Origin of the sequence: Maricaulis sp., assembly GCF_048270095.1 — a bacterium.
Taxonomy (GTDB): domain Bacteria; phylum Pseudomonadota; class Alphaproteobacteria; order Caulobacterales; family Maricaulaceae; genus Maricaulis.
In genome coordinates this window covers 132,413-151,357 of the sequence record NZ_JBLWTL010000003.1, presented here as the reverse complement: position 1 = coordinate 151,357, position 18,945 = coordinate 132,413, and the positions used below count along the sequence as shown (strand labels likewise).

Annotated in this window: 14 protein-coding genes; 8 read left to right on the top strand and 6 right to left on the bottom strand. The window is 61.0% G+C overall.

The features are described from left to right. The 6 genes from ACN0YJ_RS03495 to ACN0YJ_RS03470 are packed head-to-tail and all read left to right on the top strand — an operon-like array spanning position 1 to position 8,756. Positions 1 to 3,738 (top strand): nitrate reductase subunit alpha, encoded by a 3,738-nt coding sequence (locus ACN0YJ_RS03495; protein WP_417495355.1) that lies wholly within the window; start codon positions 1 to 3, stop codon positions 3,736 to 3,738. Next, a complete protein-coding gene (gene narH / locus ACN0YJ_RS03490) occupies positions 3,735 to 5,261 on the top strand; it encodes a nitrate reductase subunit beta (RefSeq protein ID WP_417495354.1) in 1,527 nt (508 codons plus the stop codon). Before ACN0YJ_RS03495 ends, narH begins: the two co-directional genes overlap by 4 nt. Further along, positions 5,261 to 5,968 carry a nitrate reductase molybdenum cofactor assembly chaperone gene (gene narJ, locus ACN0YJ_RS03485; RefSeq protein ID WP_417476961.1) on the top strand — a complete coding sequence of 236 codons (708 nt, stop codon included), beginning with the start codon at positions 5,261 to 5,263 and terminating at the stop codon, positions 5,966 to 5,968. The genes narH and narJ overlap by 1 nt, the downstream gene beginning before the upstream one ends. Then, positions 5,965 to 6,669: a respiratory nitrate reductase subunit gamma gene (gene narI / locus ACN0YJ_RS03480; RefSeq protein ID WP_417476781.1), complete on the top strand. Its 705-nt coding sequence runs from the start codon at positions 5,965 to 5,967 to the stop codon at positions 6,667 to 6,669. Before narJ ends, narI begins: the two co-directional genes overlap by 4 nt. Beyond that, complete coding sequence (locus tag ACN0YJ_RS03475) at positions 6,666 to 7,496, top strand: peptidylprolyl isomerase (protein WP_417476782.1); 831 nt, start codon at positions 6,666 to 6,668, stop codon at positions 7,494 to 7,496. Before narI ends, ACN0YJ_RS03475 begins: the two co-directional genes overlap by 4 nt. 51 nt (positions 7,497 to 7,547) lie before the next feature. Next, the gene (locus ACN0YJ_RS03470) at positions 7,548 to 8,756 is read left to right on the top strand and encodes a hypothetical protein (protein ID WP_417495353.1); all 1,209 of its coding nucleotides are present in this window, start codon (positions 7,548 to 7,550) and stop codon (positions 8,754 to 8,756) included. 5 nt (positions 8,757 to 8,761) lie between these two features. Here ACN0YJ_RS03470 and galE read toward each other — a convergent pair whose 3' ends face one another. Then, the gene (gene galE / locus ACN0YJ_RS03465) at positions 8,762 to 9,745 is read right to left on the bottom strand and encodes a UDP-glucose 4-epimerase GalE (protein WP_417495352.1); all 984 of its coding nucleotides are present in this window, start codon (positions 9,743 to 9,745) and stop codon (positions 8,762 to 8,764) included. 106 nt (positions 9,746 to 9,851) lie between these two features. After that, positions 9,852 to 10,565: a hypothetical protein gene (locus ACN0YJ_RS03460; RefSeq protein WP_417495351.1), complete on the bottom strand. Its 714-nt coding sequence runs from the start codon at positions 10,563 to 10,565 to the stop codon at positions 9,852 to 9,854. 386 nt (positions 10,566 to 10,951) lie between these two features. Between ACN0YJ_RS03460 and ACN0YJ_RS03455 the strand changes: the two genes are divergently transcribed. Next, positions 10,952 to 12,691 (top strand): type I secretion system permease/ATPase, encoded by a 1,740-nt coding sequence (locus tag ACN0YJ_RS03455; RefSeq protein WP_417476786.1) that lies wholly within the window; start codon positions 10,952 to 10,954, stop codon positions 12,689 to 12,691. Next, positions 12,684 to 13,994 (top strand): HlyD family type I secretion periplasmic adaptor subunit, encoded by a 1,311-nt coding sequence (locus ACN0YJ_RS03450; protein ID WP_417476787.1) that lies wholly within the window; start codon positions 12,684 to 12,686, stop codon positions 13,992 to 13,994. Before ACN0YJ_RS03455 ends, ACN0YJ_RS03450 begins: the two co-directional genes overlap by 8 nt. Before the next feature lies 1 nt (position 13,995). Here the strand turns inward: ACN0YJ_RS03450 and ACN0YJ_RS03445 are convergent, their stop codons facing one another. From ACN0YJ_RS03445 to ACN0YJ_RS03430, 4 genes are all read right to left on the bottom strand, one after another. Then, entirely contained in the window at positions 13,996 to 14,688 is a 693-nt protein-coding gene (locus ACN0YJ_RS03445; RefSeq protein WP_417495350.1) for a sugar transferase, read from the bottom strand. Between the two features lie 119 nt (positions 14,689 to 14,807). Beyond that, on the bottom strand, positions 14,808 to 17,051 hold the full coding sequence (locus ACN0YJ_RS03440; protein ID WP_417495349.1) for a polysaccharide biosynthesis tyrosine autokinase: 2,244 nt from the start codon (positions 17,049 to 17,051) through the stop codon (positions 14,808 to 14,810). 66 nt (positions 17,052 to 17,117) lie between these two features. Continuing rightward, positions 17,118 to 18,356 carry an outer membrane beta-barrel protein gene (locus tag ACN0YJ_RS03435; protein WP_417495348.1) on the bottom strand — a complete coding sequence of 413 codons (1,239 nt, stop codon included), beginning with the start codon at positions 18,354 to 18,356 and terminating at the stop codon, positions 17,118 to 17,120. Between the two features lie 74 nt (positions 18,357 to 18,430). Next, positions 18,431 to 18,883, bottom strand: coding sequence for a hypothetical protein (locus ACN0YJ_RS03430; RefSeq protein WP_417476791.1), 453 nt, complete (start codon positions 18,881 to 18,883; stop codon positions 18,431 to 18,433). Positions 18,884 to 18,945: the final 62 nt, after the last annotated feature.

Genomic DNA, 18,945 nt, shown 5'->3' with positions numbered 1-18,945 from the left:
ATGAGCCATTTTCTCGACCGTCTTACTTTTTTCACGCGGCCTTCGGAGAGCTTTTCCGACGGGCATGGCATTACCACAACCGAGGGCCGGGGCTGGGAGGATTCCTACCGCAAGCGCTGGCAACACGACAAGGTCGTGCGCTCCACCCACGGCGTGAACTGCACCGGTTCCTGTAGCTGGAAAATCTACGTCAAGGGCGGTCTGGTGACCTGGGAAACCCAGCAAACCGACTATCCGCGCACCCGGCCCGATCTGCCCAATCACGAGCCACGCGGCTGCGCCCGTGGCGCCAGCTATTCCTGGTATATGTATTCGGCCAACCGGGTGAAATACCCGCTGATCCGCTCGCGCCTGCTCAAGGCCTGGCGCGCGGCGCGCAAGACATTGCCGCCAATCGGCGCCTGGCGCTCCATCCAGCAGGATGACGCGGTGCGCCAGTCCTATGTCTCCAAGCGTGGGGCCGGCGGTCTGGTGCGCGGCGACTGGGATGAAGTCTCCGAAATCATCGCCGCCGCCAATGCCTATACCGCCAAGACCTATGGCCCCGACCGGGTGTTCGGCTTCTCGCCAATCCCCGCCATGTCGATGGTCTCCTATGCCGCCGGCTCGCGCTATCTGTCGCTGCTCGGCGGTGTCTGCATGTCGTTCTACGACTGGTATTGCGACCTTCCGCCCGCCAGCCCGATGACCTGGGGCGAGCAGACCGATGTTCCCGAATCGGCCGACTGGTTCAATGCCGGCTATCTGCTGATCTGGGGTTCGAACGTGCCGCAGACGCGTACACCGGATGCGCATTTCTATACCGAGGCCCGCTATCGCGGCGCCAAGAGTGCCGTGATCTGCCCGGACTATTCGGAAGCGTCCAAATTCGGCGATGTCTGGCTCAACCCGAAACAGGGCACTGACGCGGCGCTGGCCATGGCCTTCGGCCATGTCGTGCTGCGCGAATATCATCTCGATCGCCAGGCCAAGTATTTCGACACCTATGTGCGCGAAAACTCCGACTTCCCCAATCTGGTCCGGTTGGAAAAACAGGGCGACCGCTATGTGGCCGGCCGCCTGGTGCGCGCCTCTGACTTCAGCGATGATCTCGGCGAGGACAATAATCCAGACTGGAAGACCGTCGCCTGGGACCGCAAGAGCGGCAAGATCGTCACGCCGCTGGGTTCGATCGGTTTCCGCTGGGGCCAGTCGGGCAAGTGGAATATCGAGCAGAAGGACAGCCAGGGCGAAGAGATCGACCTGGAAACGACCTTCATCCTCGATGAAAACCAGGACGATGTCGTCGATGTCGGCTTCCCGTATTTCGCCAATAAGGGCCATGATGCCTTCACCGGCACCGATCACCCCGATGTGCTGGTGCACAAGATCCCGGTCAAAAAGCTGAAGCTCAAGGATGGCGAGACCATGGTCGCCACCGTGTTTGACCTGTTCTGCGCCAATTACGGGCTTGATCGCGGTCTCGGCGGTGATTTCGTCGCGACCTCCTATGACGACATGATGCCCTACACGCCGGCCTGGGCCGAGGCGATCACCGGCGTGCCGCGTGACCGTATCATCGCTGTGGCGCGTGAATTTGCCACCAATGCCGAGCAGACCAAGGGCAAGTCGATGGTCATCCTCGGGGCTGGCCTGAACCACTGGTATAATATGGACATGAATTACCGGGGGATCATCAATCTCCTGGTGATGTGCGGCTGTATTGGCCAGTCCGGCGGTGGCTGGGCCCACTATGTCGGTCAGGAAAAGCTGCGCCCGCAGACCGGCTGGCAACCGCTCGCCTTCGGTCTCGACTGGAACCGTCCGCCACGCCACCAGAACTCGACCTCCTGCTGGTATGCCCACACCGATCAGTGGCGCTATGAAACGCTCAGCGTTGACCAGATTCTCTCACCCACCGCGCCGGAAGGCTCGTGGGACGGGACGATGATCGACTATAATGTCCGCGCGGAACGCATGGGCTGGTTGCCCTCCGCGCCGCAGCTCCAGACCAATCCGCTCTCCATTGCCGCCAGCGCCAAGGCGCAGGGGCTTGAGCCGGCCGATTATGTGATCAAGTCGCTCAAGAGCGGCGAGCTGGAAATGTCCTGTCACGATCCGGACAATCCGGCGAACTGGCCGCGCAATCTGTTTGTCTGGCGCTCCAACCTGCTCGGGTCGTCCGGCAAGGGGCATGAGTATTTCATCAAACACCTGGTTGGCGGCAATAATGGCGTCATGGGCGAGGAAGCCCCTGAAGACATGCGGCCGAGCGAGGTCAAGTGGGTCGCTGAAGCACCGCGCGGCAAGCTCGACCTGCTGGTGACGATCGACTTCCGGATGTCGACCACTTGCGTCTATTCCGACATCGTCCTGCCAACCGCGACCTGGTATGAGAAGGACGATCTCAACACCTCCGACATGCACCCCTTCATCCACCCGCTGACGGCGGCCGTCGATCCGGCCTGGGAAGCGCGCAGTGACTGGGAGATTTTCAAGGGTCTGGCGAAGAAATTCTCCGAGATCGCGCCGGAAGAGCTTGGCGTTGAGACCGATGTCGTCCTGACACCGATCATGCACGATACCGCGGGCGAGATGGCCCAGGGCCTTGATGTGAAGGATTGGAGCAAGGGCGAGATCGAGGCGATCCCCGGCAAGACAATGCCAAACATCACCGTCGTGACTCGTGACTATCCCAACCTGCACAAGCAATTCACCTCGCTTGGGCCCTTGATGGGCAAGCTGGGTAATGGCGGCAAGGGCATAGGCTGGAACACCGAGCACGAGGTTCATCTGCTCGGAGAGCTCAATGGTGTCGTCCTCGAAGAGGGCATCAGCCACGGGCAACCGAAGATCGATACCGCGATCGATGCCTGCGAAACCCTGATGATGCTGGCGCCGGAAACCAATGGCGAGGTTGCCGTCAAGGCCTGGAATGCCCTGTCCAAGTTTACCGGCCGCGAACATGCGCATCTGGCCCTGCCCAAGGAAGACGAGAAGATCCGCTTCCGCGATGTCGTCGCCCAGCCGCGCAAGATCATTTCCTCACCGACCTGGTCGGGCATTGAGAGCGAGGAAGTCTGCTACAATGCAGGCTGGACCAATATCAATGAGCGGATTCCCTGGCGCACCCTGAGTGGCCGCCAACAGCTCTACCAGGACCATAAATGGATGCTCGCATTCGGTGAGGGCCTGTGCGTCTACCGGCCTCCAATCGACACCAAGGCCGTGGCGCCGGTGATCGACTCCAAGTCGAATGGTGAGCCGCAGATCGTGCTCAACTTCATCACGCCGCACCAGAAATGGGGCATTCACTCCACCTATACCGACAATCTGCTGATGCTGACCCTGTCACGCGGCGGCCCGATCGTCTGGATGTCCGAGACCGATGCCGCCAAGGCGGGGCTCGAGGATAATGACTGGGTGGAAGCCTATAACGCCAATGGTGCCCTGGTGGCCCGGGTCGTGGTTTCGCAGCGGATCAAGGAGGGTACGCTCTTCATGTATCACGCCCAGGAAAAGACGGTGAATGTGCCCGGTTCGCAAATGACCGGTCAGCGCGGCGGTATCCATAATTCCGTCACGCGGACAACGCTGAAACCGACCCACATGATCGGTGGCTATGCCCAGCAATCCTATGGGTTCAACTATTACGGCACCGTCGGCTCCAATCGCGACGAGTTCGTGATTGTCCGCAAGATGACCAAGATTGACTGGCTTGAAGGTCCGGCCGCAGACGCCATGGAGGCAGCGGAATGAAGATTCGTGCGCAAATCGGCAAAGTCCTGAACCTGGACAAGTGCATTGGCTGCCATACCTGCTCGGTGACGTGCAAGAATGTGTGGACCAATCGCGAAGGCGTTGAATACGCCTGGTTTAACAATGTCGAGACCAAGCCCGGCATTGGCTATCCCAAGGACTGGGAGAACCAGAAGCGCTGGAATGGCGGCTGGACCCGCGCCAGCAATGGCTCGCTGCGGCCGAAAATGGGTTCCAAATGGCGGATCCTGGCGAAGATTTTCGCCAATCCTGACCTGCCGGAAATCGACGATTACTACGAGCCCTTCACCTTCGATTACCAGCACCTCCAGCGGGCCGGCGAGAGCGAGGCCTTCCCGACGGCGCGGCCGCGTTCGCTGATTTCCGGCGAGCGGATGGAGAAGATTGAATGGGGTCCCAACTGGGAAGAAATCCTCGGCGGTGAATTCTCCAAACGCTCCCAGGATGCCAATTTCGAAGGCATTCAGAAGGCGATGTATGGTGAGTTCGAAAACACCTTCATGATGTATCTGCCGCGCCTGTGCGAGCATTGCCTCAACCCGGCTTGTGCAGCCGCCTGCCCATCGGGTGCGATCTACAAGCGCGAGGAAGACGGGATTGTCCTGATCGACCAGGAGAAATGCCGCGGCTGGCGCATGTGCGTCTCCGGCTGCCCCTACAAGAAGATCTATTTCAACTGGTCGAGCGGCAAGTCGGAGAAATGTACCTTCTGCTATCCGCGCATCGAGGCCGGTCAGCCAACCGTGTGTTCGGAAACCTGCGTCGGGCGCATCCGTTATCTCGGCGTCGTGCTTTATGACGCCGACCAGATCGAGGCCGCAGCGTCGGTGCCGGACGAGAAGGATCTCTATCCGGCCCAGCTGAACATGTTCCTCGATCCACACGATCCGGAAGTCCAGGCCCAGGCCCGCCGCGATGGCGTGCCGGAAGCCTGGCTGGAAGCGGCCAAGCGCTCGCCCGTCTACAAGATGGCGATCGACTGGAAGATCGCTTTCCCGCTCCACCCCGAATACCGCACCCTGCCGATGGTCTGGTATGTGCCGCCGCTCTCGCCGATCAATTCGGCGGCCGAGGCCGGTTCGATCAATATCCAGAACGGCATGCCGGACGTGCGCTCCCTGCGCATCCCGCTGCGCTATCTCGCCAATTTGCTCACCGCCGGCGACGAGGCACCGATTGCCTCCGGCCTGGAACGCATGCTCGCCATGCGCGCCTATATGCGGGCCAAGACGGTCGATGGTGTGATCGATGAAAGCATTCCTCAGCGGGTTGGTCTGACCAAGGACCTGATCGAGGACATGTATCAGATCATGGCGATCGCCAATTACGAGGATCGTTTTGTGATCCCGACCACCCACCGCGAATGGGCCGAAGACGCCTATGACCTGCGCGGCGAGTGCGGCTTCAGCTTCGGCAATGGTTGTTCGGACGGTTCCACCGTCGGCTCGCTGTTCGGCAAGGGCAAAGCCACTAAACCGATGACTCCGATGGAGAAGGCATGATGGCCAAGACATTCAAGGTGATGGCAGCATTGCTGAGTTATCCGACCGCCGACATCCAGGCTGCCGGACCGGAGCTCAAGGCCGTGCTGGCCGGGGAGGGCTTGCTGTCCATCGGACAGCAAACCCGGCTCGGGCATCTGATCGACCAGCTGGCCAGCCGCGATCTCTATGATCTGCAGGAACGCTATGTCAGCCTGTTTGATCGCTCGCGGACCCTGTCGCTGCACCTGTTCGAACACGTGCACGGCGAAAGCCGGGCGCGCGGCCAGGCAATGGTCGATTTGCAGAACGTCTATGGCGAGCAAGGCCTCGAGATCAATGCGAAGGAACTCCCGGATTTTCTGCCGATGTTCCTCGAATTCCTCTCGACCCAGCCTCTGACGGAGGCGCAGGCCCTGCTTGGCGAGACCTCGCATGTGCTTGAAGCGCTGCGCGACCGGTTGCGCAAACGCAAGAGCATCTATGCCGCCGTCTTCCGCTCCTTGCTGACGCTGGCGACGATGGATGCCGACGCTGAGGCGGTCGAGATCCAGACCGAGGATGAAGAGCCCGACGATCTGGAAGCCCTCGACAAGGCCTGGGCTGAAGAGCCGGTCACATTCGGTCCCGGTGAAGCGGGCTGCAATGTTGCCGAGAAAATGCTCGAGAAAATGAAACTGCCGACCGCGCCGGCGGTATCGGTGCGTAGCCAGGGAGAGCAAAGATGAGTGAATACCTCAACACGGCCCTGTTCGGCATCTACCCCTATATCGCGCTGTCCGTACTCGCGATCGGATCCATCATCCGCTATGACCGCGAGCCCTATTCCTGGAAGGCGGGCTCCAGCCAACTGCTGCGCCGCCGTCAATTGGTGATGGGTTCTGTCCTTTTCCATATTGGTGTCCTGGTGGTTTTCTTTGGCCATCTGGTGGGACTTCTGACGCCAATCGTCGTGTTCGACACGCTTGGCATCTCGCATGGCGCCAAACAGATCCTCGCTATTGTTGCGGGCGGTGTCGCCGGCACGCTCGCCCTGATCGGCGCGACCCTGCTGATGCATCGCCGCTTTGCCGACCCGCGGATCCGCAAGCATTCCAGCTTCGCCGACAATGCCATTCTGATCCTGCTCTATGTTCAGCTTCTGCTCGGCCTCGGCACGATCTTCATCTCGGTCCAGCACCTTGACGGTCATGAAATGGTGACCTTCATGAACTGGGCCCAGGGCATTTTCACCCTCGATTTCCGGGCCGCCAGCTACATCATTGGCGCGCACTGGATCTTCAAGGCTCACCTCCTGCTCGGGCTGACGATCTTCCTCGTCTTCCCGTTTACCCGGCTGGTGCACATGTTCAGCGCCCCGCTGCGTTACATCGTCCGCCAGGGCTATCAGGTCGTGCGCCGCAAGCCCGTTCCCGGAGCTGAAAAATGACCGGACATTCCATCATCACACCCAAGCCGCCGACGCCGGAAGTCTCGGTCAATGGGGTCGTCATCCCGGCCAAGGCCATCGCCGCCGAAACCCAGCACCACCCGGCCCGTCGGCCAGAGGCGGCCTGGCAGGCTGCAGCCGAAGCCCTGGTTATCCGCGAAGCCCTGCTACAGGCAGCCCGGGCGCGCGGCATCGAGGCCCCGGCAGCCGACGATGCGGATCCGGTCAAGGAGGTTGAGGAAGACGCGCTGATCCAGGCTTTCGTCGATCGCGAAGTGACGACACCGGATCCGGACGAGGAGTCCTGCCGGCGCTATTTCACCAATAATGCCGACAAGCTTCGCGCGCCCGATCTGTACGAGCCGGTTCATATCCTGCTGCAGGCCAGCAAGGATGACCCTGACAGCTATGAACGGGCCCGCCAGGAAGCGCAGACGCTGGTCGAGCACCTGCAAAACCGGCCTGATGATTTCGAACGCATTGCCCGTGACCGCTCCGATTGTCCGTCATCGACCGATGGTGGACGGCTGGGACAGGTGAGCCGGGGGCAGACAACGCCGGCTTTCGAGACGGCCATGATGAAACTGCGCCAGGGCGAAATGACGCGCGAGGCGATCGAGACGCCCTATGGCTTCCACATTATCCGGCTGGATCAGCTGGTGCGGGGCCGGGTGCCGGAATTCGATCTCGCCCGGCCACTGGTCGAGGAGTTTCTGCGCGATGCCAGCTGGCGGCGGGCGGTGGCTCAATTTGTCTCACTGGTTGTCGGTGAGGCGAAAATTTCCGGCGTTGAACTGCACGGCGCGACGTCGCCGCTCGTGCAGTGACCCAAACCGGTCAATCGGACTCCTGACGAGCCCGCGAAAGAGGATAACGAGATGAGCATGAGCAAAATTGGCCGCGCCGCCCTGTCAGGGGCGGCTGGCCTGATCGTGGGCGTGTGCGCGGTTGCGCCCGCCCATGCCGAGGGTCAAGTCCTTGTCAACGCACGCCTCCGGACCGAGCTGGTCGACCAGGCTGGCCTGACCAATGACGCGACCGCGATCACCCTGCGGACCCGACTGGGTTACCAGACCGGGGACTTGTCAGGCTTCACCTTCCTGATCGAGGGCGAGCATGTGCTCCATCTGGTTGATGATTTCAACGATACGATCAATGGCCTCCCCGGCTATCCGGTGGTGGCTGATCCGGAAGCGGCCGAACTGAACCGGTTACAGCTGACCTTCACCGGCTTTGAGGATACGCGCCTGACGCTGGGGCGTCAGCGCATCATCCTGGGCGATGCCCGCTATGTCGGGAATGTCGGCTTCCGGCAGAACGAGCAGACCTTTGATGCCTTTGTCGCGTCCACGACGGCGATCGAGAACCTCAACCTGACCTATGCCTATCTCGACCGCGCTCACCGGGTGTTTGGCGATGATCATCCGGCGGGCGAACTTGACCTGGATGCGCATGCGATCACGGCGGCGGCAACAGCGCCGCTCGGCACCGTGACGGCCTTTGCCATCCTCGCCGACGTACAGGATGCGGCAGCGCTCTCGAGCGCCACCTATGGCCTCAACTGGAGTGGTTCGGTCGCCCGTGAGGGCCAGGCGACATTCGGTTACAAGCTCGAATATGCCGTGCAGAGCGATTACGGCAATGCCCCGGCCAGCTTTGATCTGAACATGTTTCGCGCCGAGGCCAGCGTGAGCCAGAACGGATTGAGCGGCGCCATCGGGATTGAATCACTGGAAGGCAATGGCGTCCGCGGTTTCAGCACGCCGCTGGCGACCCTGCACGGTTATCAGGGCTGGGCCGATGTCTTCCTGACGACGCCGGCCAATGGCATTCGCGACATCTATGGCCGTGCCGGCTATGCCTTCCCCAATCCACCTCTGGGCTCGGCGATGCGGGCGACGGTCGTCTATCATGATTTCGAAACGGAGAATGGCAGTCTCGATCTGGGGTCGGAATTCGATGCCGTCTTGAGTTCGCAGCTGAGCGAGCATGTCGGGCTTGAGTTCAAGGCCGCCTTCTATGACGGCGGCGACAGCGCGATTGCTGACCGCACCAAGCTCTGGTTTTCGATCACCTATAGCCGGTAAAGCGCTCAGACCTGCCACTTCCTGGCATGGAACTTCCAGGCGTCCGTGATGATCTGATCGATCGATGACGATCGTGGCTGGAAGCCCAGTTCCGCCCTGGCCAGGCTTGTATCGGCCAATAACGCGGCGGGATCGCCGGGCCGTCGCGGGTGGATGTCATAGGGTATCCTGGCTCCGGTGATGCGCTCGATCGCCTGCAAGACTTCCAGCACCGTGGCGCCCTGGCCGGTTCCGACATTGCAGAAAAGCTGGCTTGGGCCGGCGATGACCCGGTCGAGCGCTGCCAGATGTGCGGCGGCCAGGTCGACCACGTGGATATAGTCGCGCAGGCAGGTCCCGTCACGCGTGTCATAGTCTGATCCGAACAGTTTCAACCGGTCCCGTCCCAGGCCGGCGGCGATCTTCAGCGCGTTCGGAATAAGATGGGTCTCCGGCTCATGTTCTTCACCGATCTCGCCATCCGGGCTGGCGCCGGCCGCATTGAAATATCGCAGCGCGACAAATCGGGCGTCGCCGGTCAATGCCATATCCGCCAACAGCAATTCCGCCGCGAGCTTGGTCTGGCCATAGACGCTGACCGGCGCGCGGTTTTCATTCTCCCGGATCGGGACGCTGGAGGGTTCGCCATAGACGGCGCAGGAGGATGAAAACACAATCGGCTTGACCCCTGAGCGGCCCATGGCTCCGAGCAGGCTGATCAATCCGCCGACATTGTTTTCCCAGTATTGGAGGGGCTTTTGCTGGCCTTCACCGACCTCGATACTGGCGGCAAAATGCATGACCGCCTGCGGTCTGTGCTCTTGAAAGGCCTGGTCCAGGTCGGCCGGGGAGCGGATATCGCCCGTCACCAGCGGTCCCCATTGCACCGCGTGCCGATGGCCGGTGGAGAGATTGTCGAACACGATGGGCTGATCGCCCCGCGCTGCGAGGGCCCGGCAGACATGCGCGCCGATATAGCCTGCGCCGCCTGTAACCAGAATCCGTGCCATGCCCGCGCCCTCGTCCGGCTGATCCCACAGCCTTCAGCTTAGTTTGAAATCCGGACAACATACAACGCGTACCGGCCATCCAGGCGGGTGCCGCGACAGGCGGGGCTCAGAAGAGCGCGTAATCGAAGCCGAAAGTATCCATCACATCCCGGGACAGCCAATCCAGGCCGGTGAATTCGGCGGCTGACGGGATCTCGACGCCGTCATACAGGGCAGTCGCGTCGGAATCCGGCAGGGTTACGGCAGGCATAGACGCATCCAGCAGCAAGGTCAGCTGTACCGAGTAGTCGTCTACCGGCAGGCGCGCGGCATTGTCGGCGGCAAGGTGGTCCATACCGCTGACCTGGCCCAGCGCTGCCAGACATTGGTCGGACATTGCGAGATAGCCGCCAAAATCAAACGGCGCGCTGCCATCGGCGAGCCCTGCCAATTCAACCCCGTCCGGAGCAAATTCGCTGTTGAGGGCGACCGCGTTATCGCCGGGCGAGTTGGCGTCAACATGCTCCAGCAACAGGGCGAGCGGGACGGAATGACCATTGGCATCAGTCGCGGTTGCGGCGTCGCCGGAAAATAGATCCAGCTTGCCTGCCCGCCCGATTGCCTCGATGTGTTGCTCGTGGCGTTCAAGCAAGTCACTGAAATCGAACAATGCCCCGTCGTCCAGCAGACCCGCCAGGCCAAGGTCGAGTTCGGAGAATTCGACGCCATCGAGGTCTTGTGCGGGGGCGTCCAGCGGCGATGCATCGTCGATCAGTGCCGACGGGGAGGCGTGGCCGCTCACTTGCCAGAGGCGGCCAACTTCCTGTGCCAGCTGTGGCATGGGCGCGAATAGTGGCAAATCGGATGCGGCCCGGTTTGCCGCGACAGGGTCGGCTTGAACCGGTTGAGGCGAATCCCACGGGAAGACGTCGAGCCCTTCCGGCCACAAGCCAGGCTGGCCATCGTCCAAACCTGCTCTGGATACCCGCTGCAACACACCATCCCCACTTTGACCGGCACCCGGCGAACCGCGCTGAGTTTTCCGCTAAAGTTAAAAGAATGTTAGGCAATTCAAAACGCGGGCACAACCGTAATCAACGTTAACGGAGATATAATGTTATTGCCCCTCACTATAGGCCAGTCAGGCACACGCCAGGAGCGACGAGGTTCTCGAGGCCTTTCGCTCCTGATGTGAATCTCGCGCTGAAAGCAAGGGGCCAATTCAATATGTCCAGCAAATCGGCGCAGGCTTCGGCCTCATCGTCCCGCAAGGAGCTCCGGGATAATGATATCGTCAAGGCGGCGCTTGGTGCGGCGCGTGGTAGCGTTATCAATCTCACCATATTCTCTTTCGGCCTCAACCTGCTCGTCCTGACGGGCCCGATCTATATGCTGCAGGTCTATGACCGGGTGCTCTCCTCGCGCTCCATTGATACCTTGCTGGCCGTGTCGCTGTTGGCTGCGGTGATGTATTTCGCCTATGGCGGCCTCGAGTTTGTCCGGTCGGCCCTGTTCAGCCGGATCGGTACCGCTGCGGAACGCAAAATGGGACCGCGCCTGATCGATGCGGTCATGCGGGCCAATCTCGCGGCGGGCAGCCGCTCCAACCAGGCGCTGCAGGATATGCGGACCCTGCGCAACTTCATTTCAAGCCCGGCCCCGGGCGTGATTTTCGATGTGCCTTGGTCGCCGCTCTTCATTATCGTGATGGCGATGATTCACCCGATCCTTGGGGTGTTCTGTGTTGCTTCCATTGTCTTGCTCGGCGGCCTGGCGCTGGCGAACCAGGCGCGTTCGAGAGGCAAGCTGAAGGATGCTGGCCAGGCGTCGGCCGCGGCGGATCTGACGGCTGACGCGGCGTTCTCCAGCCTTGAGTCCATTGAAGCCATGGGTATGCGCGGCGAACTCGAGCGGCGCTGGATCGAGCGCAATGAAAAATCACTCGATTTGAACAGCGGCGCCAGCGAGAGCATCGCCCAATACAGTTCGGCGACGAAGGCATTGCGGGTCGGCCTGCAATCCGCCGTACTCGGTGTTGGCGCCTGGCTCGCGGTTCTGGGCGATATCACCCCCGGCATGATGATCGCCGGATCCATTCTGTTGGGTCGGGCGTTGGCCCCGATCGAGCAGGCGATCGGTCAATGGCGGCCAGCCTTGATGGCCTACCAGTCCTACAACCGTCTCAGCGAGCTGCTCGAGCTGGCCCAGGTCGAGAAGAGCAAGATGTCGCTTCCGGCTGCCACTGGCATCCTGCGGGTCGAGAAAGTCTATGCTGGTCCACCCACCGGGCAAACCCATATCCTCAAGGGCGTGAGCTTCGGCCTTGAGCCGGGCGACGGTCTGGGTGTCATCGGCCCGTCCGGCGGCGGCAAATCGACCTTGGCCAAAGTTCTGCTCGGACTTTGGCCCCCGCTCAGCGGCGCTGTACGGCTCGATGGTGCGTCGCTTGAGGACTGGAGCCGTGATGAATTGGGGCCCCAGGTTGGTTATCTGTCGCAAACAGTCGATCTTCTGCCGGGCACGGTCGCGGACAATATCAGCCGGTTCCGCCCGCGCGCCGAGTCGGAGGCGATCGTTGAAGCGGCGCGCAAGGCTGGTGCCCATGACCTGATCCTGCGGCTTGCTGACGGGTATGACACCAATGTCGGGGACGGTGGGCGCAATCTGTCGGCTGGCCAGCGCCAGCGTGTCGGGCTCGCCAGGGCCTTGTTCGGAAACCCGGTCTTTGTCGTTCTCGATGAGCCCAATTCCAATCTCGACAAGGAGGGCGAAGATGCGCTCCTCAAAGCGCTCGTCGCGTTGCGGAAGTCCAAGACAACCCTGGTTGTGATTGCCCATCGTCCAAGCATTCTGGGGTCTTGCAACAAGGTGATGGTGCTGGCTGACGGTCAGGTGCGCGGGTTTGGGCCCCGCGACGAGGTGCTTTCCGGTCTGGCTGCAGCAAGCAAGGAAAAGCAGAATGGCTGACGCGACACATGCGAATTCCGGATCTGCTCGAGATCCCAGAATTCAGAATGCAAACCGGCTCGGCTATACCATTATCATCCTGGTTTTTGGTGGTCTGATCGGCTGGTCGGTCTTCGCCCCGATCTCCAGCGCTGTCATCGCGGCCGGTGAGGTCCGCGGACAGACGGAGGTGCAATCCATCCAGCATCTGGAAGGCGGCATCATTTCGGAAATTCTGGTTAGCGAAGGTGATCGGGTCGAGGAAGGTCAGATACTGATCCGGCTGGACGATACCGGTCCGCGCGCCGAGATGGCGCAGATTGAATCCCGTTTGACAGAATTGACGGCCCGGCGCGCCCGCCTCGCAGCCGAGCGGGAAGGCCTGGAAAGCATCGATTTCGATCGATATTTCCGCTCCATGACGACCTCCGATGACACCGAGGATATTATCGCGGCCCAGCGCACCGTCTTCATGACCCGGCGTGAAACACGGGACACGGAAATCGAGGTGATGCGTAATCGTATCGGTCAGTACCATGATCGAATTGCGGGGCTTCAGGCTCAATACGATTCCGAAACCCGGCAGCTGGCCCTGATCGAGGAGGAGCTGGTCGGGCTGCGGTCACTCTATGAGCGCGGTCTGACGCCCCGCACGCGGGTGCTGGCTCTGGAGCGAGAGGGCGAGGCTCTGCGCGGCTCACGCGGCTCACGCATCGCAGAGATCGCCGGTACTCAATCCGCGATCGGGCAGACTGAAGTCGAGATTGCCCAACTATATAATGCTTTCATCGAGGAGGTCGCCTCCAACGAAGCCGATGTCGGTGCACAGATCGCTGAATTGCGGGAACGACGGGTTGCTGTCGCCGATGCGCTGGAACGTACCGAAGTCGCCTCGCCGAGTTCAGGCTTCGTCCTGGGCCTGGATGTGCACACGCTGGGCGGCGTGGTGCGGCCGGGTGTTCCCCTCATGCAGGTGTCGCCGGCGAACCAGCCCCTCGTGATTTCCGCCAGAATTCCACCGACCGAGATTGACCGCATAGCTCCGGGTGCCGAAGCCCGTATCCGCTTTTCCACGTTCCAGGGGCGCCAGACCCCGGAATGGCCCGGTTCGGTTCTGACGATTTCCGCTGACCGGCTGGTGGAGCCGGAGACCGGTATTTCCTATTACCTGGCGCTGATAGCGATGGAAGGCGAGGGGCCGGCGATTGAAATCGTTCCCGGCATGCCGGTCGAGGTCTTCATAACCTCCGGCTCGCAATCCGCTCTTGGATATCTTTTGCGGCCGATGACAGACCGCCTCGCGCGGTCCTTCCGCGAGGAATAGATCAGGCCGAGCCCTCACCGGTGAGGACCACACGCACGGTTCTGAACAGAATGGAAAAATCCTTCGCCAGCGACTGGTTCTCGACATATTCCCGGTCCAGGGCAACCCGGCGCGCATAGCTCGTCCGGCTACGCCCTGACACTTGCCAAAGTCCGGTCACACCCGGGCGGACAGCCATATAATACGCGATGTCCGCGCCGTAGCGATCAATCTCGTCCGCGATGATTGGCCGCGGACCGACCAGGGACATCTCCCCACGAAAGACGTTGAGCAATTGCGGCAATTCATCGAGGCTGGTTTTACGCAGGAAGCGGCCGATCGGCGTCACCCGCGGATCATGGCTGAGCTTTTGATGTTCACGCCACTGCCGGGCTGCGGCTGGGTCCTCGGCGAGAATCTGCTCGAGGCGGGCATCGGCATCAAGCCGCATGGTGCGAACCTTGATGCAGCGAAACGGTTGCCCGCGGCGGCCGACACGCGTTTGAAGGTAGAATACGGGTTGCCGATCAAAAATCATCACGGCCAAAATGATCACGCCTAGCAGCAGGCCAACCGGTACAACGAGGATAACGGAGAGTAAAAGGTCAGCGGAGCGCTTAACCTTTTGGCTTGCCGCCGAGTGACCGATCGGCGTTGCTTTGGCGTCGGCCTCGACGTCCGCGAAGCTCTGATCGTAACGGCTATTGAACAGCATGCTACCCCCCCCAAGCCCTTGCAGGCCATGACTCCCGCTTCGTCCGCTTCAATTCAGGACAATTCACGTCAGTCCCGCAAATTGGGGGCCATAATTGAGTTCAGGGCAAGCCCTAATCGTTAATTTGTGTAATATTTCTGATAAGATCCATAATACGTGTAGTACGCACCATAGCCGTATCTTGCCTGCCGGTTGATATCGACGCCGTTCAATACAACGCCGACGATATTGCCTTTTGCGCGATGGAGCGCATCGATGGACAGGCGCGCGGCTCCGACGGGACTACGTCCCCATTCCACCGAAAACACGATGCCCTCCACCAGGCCCGCGATTGCCCGCGTGTCGGCAACCGCCATGACTGGTGCCGTGTCCAGCAGAACCAGATCATAGCGCCCGCGTACGCTTTCCAGCAACGATTTGAAGGCCTCAGACCGGAAGAGATCCTTCGGCGTAAAGGCTCGCAGCGTCAGGGGTAGGACGTGAAGGCCTGATCGCTCATCGACGGTGATAGCATCATCCAGAGCCGCCTCGTTTGCCAGCACTTCCAGCATTCCTGCGGAGGCATTGGGAGCCAGTGCAGTGCTCAATCCGCGGCGCCTCAGGTCACAATCAATAGCAAGCACCCGGTCGGCCGCCTGCGCAGCGATACGCCCCAAAGCGATGGTCGTCGTGGTCTTGCCCTCACCCGGCAGGGCCGAGGTAACGGCGATCACGGTCAACGGTTTGTCCAGCCCGGCCACCTTGAGCCCGGAGCGCAGCGTGCGATAGCTTTCGGCGCTGCTGGAGAGGGGCTTGCTCAAAACGTATTCACCGGGGTCGTGGCGCTTTTTGAGGACGCCGCCGAACAGGCCGGTATTCAGCTTCGGCACTGAGGCAATATGGGGGACGCCAAGCTTGCGCTCGACTTCAGCTTCGGTTCTCAGACCGGATTCCAGAATCTCACGGATCAGGGCGATCAGCGCGGCCCCGAGGCCGGCGAGCGCCAGGCCAAGCGCAAAATTCAGGATGAACCGGGGTGAGCTGGTATCAAGCGGCAGGGTCGCATTGGCAACAATGCGGGCGTCGGCCTCGTTGAACTGATCCGCTTCACCCGTTTGCCGAAAGCGGCTGAGGAAGGATTCAAACATCGCGCGGCTGGCATTGGCCTCACGTTCAAGCGCCCGCAGATTGACGAGGGCGGCATTGTTGGACCCGAGTTCATCGCGCAACTCCTGGAGGCTTGCCGTCAGGGAATTGACGCGCTCGGACGCGATATTCACTTCGCTCTCAAGATTGCTGACAATGCGGCTGACTTCCTGGTCGATCTGGACGCGGATATCGGCAAGTTCCCGTTCGACAGTTTGGATCTCAGGATGTCGCGCACCATAGCGTGACATCAACTCGCCCCTCTGACGACTGACCATGGCTTCCTGTGATCGCAACTCCCGGATCACCTCGGAATTGAGCACTTCGGCGATTGATTCTGGCCCCACGCCCTGCTCCAGTCGCGACCGCACATTGCGGAGGCGCGCGCGCGCTTCTGTCAGTTCGGCACGCTGTACGATCAGCTGGGCATTGGTGTCGGATATCTGTTGCTCTGTAAGGGTCGCGCCTTCAGCATCGAGCAGGCCGTTTGCCTCGCGGTATTGCGCGACTGCCTGTTCGGAGGCCTGCACCTCTTCGCGTAGCGCGGCAACGCGCTCGAATAGCCATTCATTGGCGCGCTCGGTCGCGCGAAACTTCGCCTCCAGCTGGGCTAGGAGGTATTCCTCCGCATAGGCATTTGCCAGGTCCTGCGCCAATTCCGGACTTTGGGATGTGGCCGATACTTCGATCACGAATGTGCCGCCGAGCCGTCGCGCGGACGTTCGTTGCAATAATTCCTCGGTGACCCGGTCCATTGTCATTTCTGGCGTTTCCTCGCCAGCGCCAGTCCGGCCGGAGGTCGCAAGGGAGCCCCCCCCAAGCGCCGCAAACTGGCGCAGGAGGCGTTTCACCCAAGTATCGTCAACCAATGCGGTGTTGAATTCGGGGATGGTCGCAAGGTCCGTGCGCGCTGCCACGGCCTGGGCCAGGGAGCGGCTGCGCAGCACCTCGACCTCGGTATCAATGGCGGCGGAGTTGGGCGGCAGACCGGACAGGACCGCCTCAAAGTCCACCACGCGGGACTCACGGGTTTCGATCAGCAGGCGTGCGCTGGCTGTATAGAGTGGGGTTTGCTGGAATGTGTACAGCACGACGGCGGTAAATATCAGAACCGCAACGAACAACATGCTCCACATGCGCCGCCGGATGACAACGAGAATAAGGCGGAGATCGGCGACATCATTTCCCGGAGCATCAGGATTCTGATTGTCGAACTCGTCAATTTCCAGTCTTGCCATAGGCCACTCTCGCCATGTGTCGGTTTGGAGGTTTCACATGCACGTTCGGGGCCAAAAGCCGCAAGCTTACATCCGCAGACTGACAGCAATACGGGCGACATTGCTATCGAAGTCGCCCCGCGCGGCAGTCCCGCGGGAGTCGACGTCAAGGCGGGTGAGGGAGGCCTGCACGCCGACGCGGCGGTTCATCAACCAGGTGGCGGAAGCGACCAGTTCGAACCGCTCATCGCTGCGGTCGATGCCCGAATAATCGTCATCCCCAAACGAAGCGCGGCCGGTCAAGATCAGGTTGCGCAGGAGTTCATGGTCGACCTGCCCGGAAATCTGGGTTTCCGTATAGCCAGCGCTGGCCGCAATTGCGGACTCGCGCGGTGCGCGGGTGGCTGAAACCGTGACGGTCGTCAGCTCGGTCGGGAACCATTCCACTTCGGCATTATAGCTCGCACCGTCGATGTCGACGAAGGACGGGTCGTCGTATTTCTGTTCGAGGACGCCCGCCGCGATTGACCCGCGAGCTTGTCCACCAAGATCGAAATCGATACCGGCCTCGATCACAAATCCGTCAGAGTCGCGGTTCGCCAAGCCTGCGGGCGGTGCATCATAATCCCGTTGATTACTCGATGCGCGGGCGAAAACTGCCACAGCAGGGCTCACAGCGCCGTCGACCCGGGCGCTGATGCGGGTCTCGGTGTAGTCCCGGAAGTCTTGGTCAGCGACGCCGCCGCCGGCCAAAGCCGCGTCTTCAAAGTCGGAAGTGTGCACATCAATAGCGCCATTCATGCGCACTCGGCCCGTCGTATAGGTCACACCCGCTGCGATATTGGCGGTGTCATATTCAATCGGTTCAGCCGACAGCGCCGCAGCACCGGCGCTCGAACGGTTTTCGGTCAGGATTGCCATCGATGCCGCGACATCGACGAAGAAGCCGCGCTGGATATCCAGCCGCCCGATAACACCGGCCTCGGCGTTCCAGACACTTTCCGAGGTATTGTCGAGATATTCGCGGCGTGTTGCCGAGGCATTTGCGGTCAATGAATGGCGCGACCAGGTGCTTTCGGCGCCGAAGGACGGGCGAAAGGAGGCGACAACGTCAGCTTCCTTATTCGTCGTCGTCGCGAAAATATTACTGTCCGAAGCGAGGCCTAATTCGGCTTCTGCCTCGACGCGGAAAGCCCCGCGCTGGGCGGGCGGGGCGACGAATTCATTTCGCGATCGTTCGAGGACAGCCGTGTTGCGATCACGTTGAAAATACTCACCCTGATTCTGGGCTGAGGCCGTGCCGCCGATGAGCGCTGGCACAAGCATGAGCGCTACCAATAAGGTTTGTATTCCCCGCATGTCCATTCCCCACCTGCCGGCATTTTTGCCGTGCAACAATGCTAATAATCAGACCCGCCCCCGCGAGCCACAGGCGGCGAACCCGGAATAACGAGATCGCCTACGCCGGTCGGTAGACCGCCGGTAAACTCCGCCGTCGCCACATAGCCTTCTTCGGACTCAGGCTGGCGCGACAGGACTGATTCAGCGGCAGTCCGAAATACGCCGGTACTCGTCTCGGCGATCACGAGGCGAAGCGCTTCAGCTTCAACCAAAACGCTCTGGTCAGAGGACACCAAGGCGTTGATCAGCGCGGTCTCCAGCGTTGTCGCATCAGCATCTTCACCGAATGTGGCGAGGATCGCCAAGAGTTGATCGGCGAGGGCGCGAGCGCCGACGGACGGTGCAGGCGTTTCATTATTCGCGGTCGTGTCTGACTGAATTGCGTGCGCGGGCGCGCCAAATACCGCTCCCGACAACATTGCGGCGACAAAGACAGAACGTAATTGTTTCATGAGACGCGAACCCCCACTCTCTAGGTGTATGCTACAACGATACCTCAATTGAGTAAAGCATG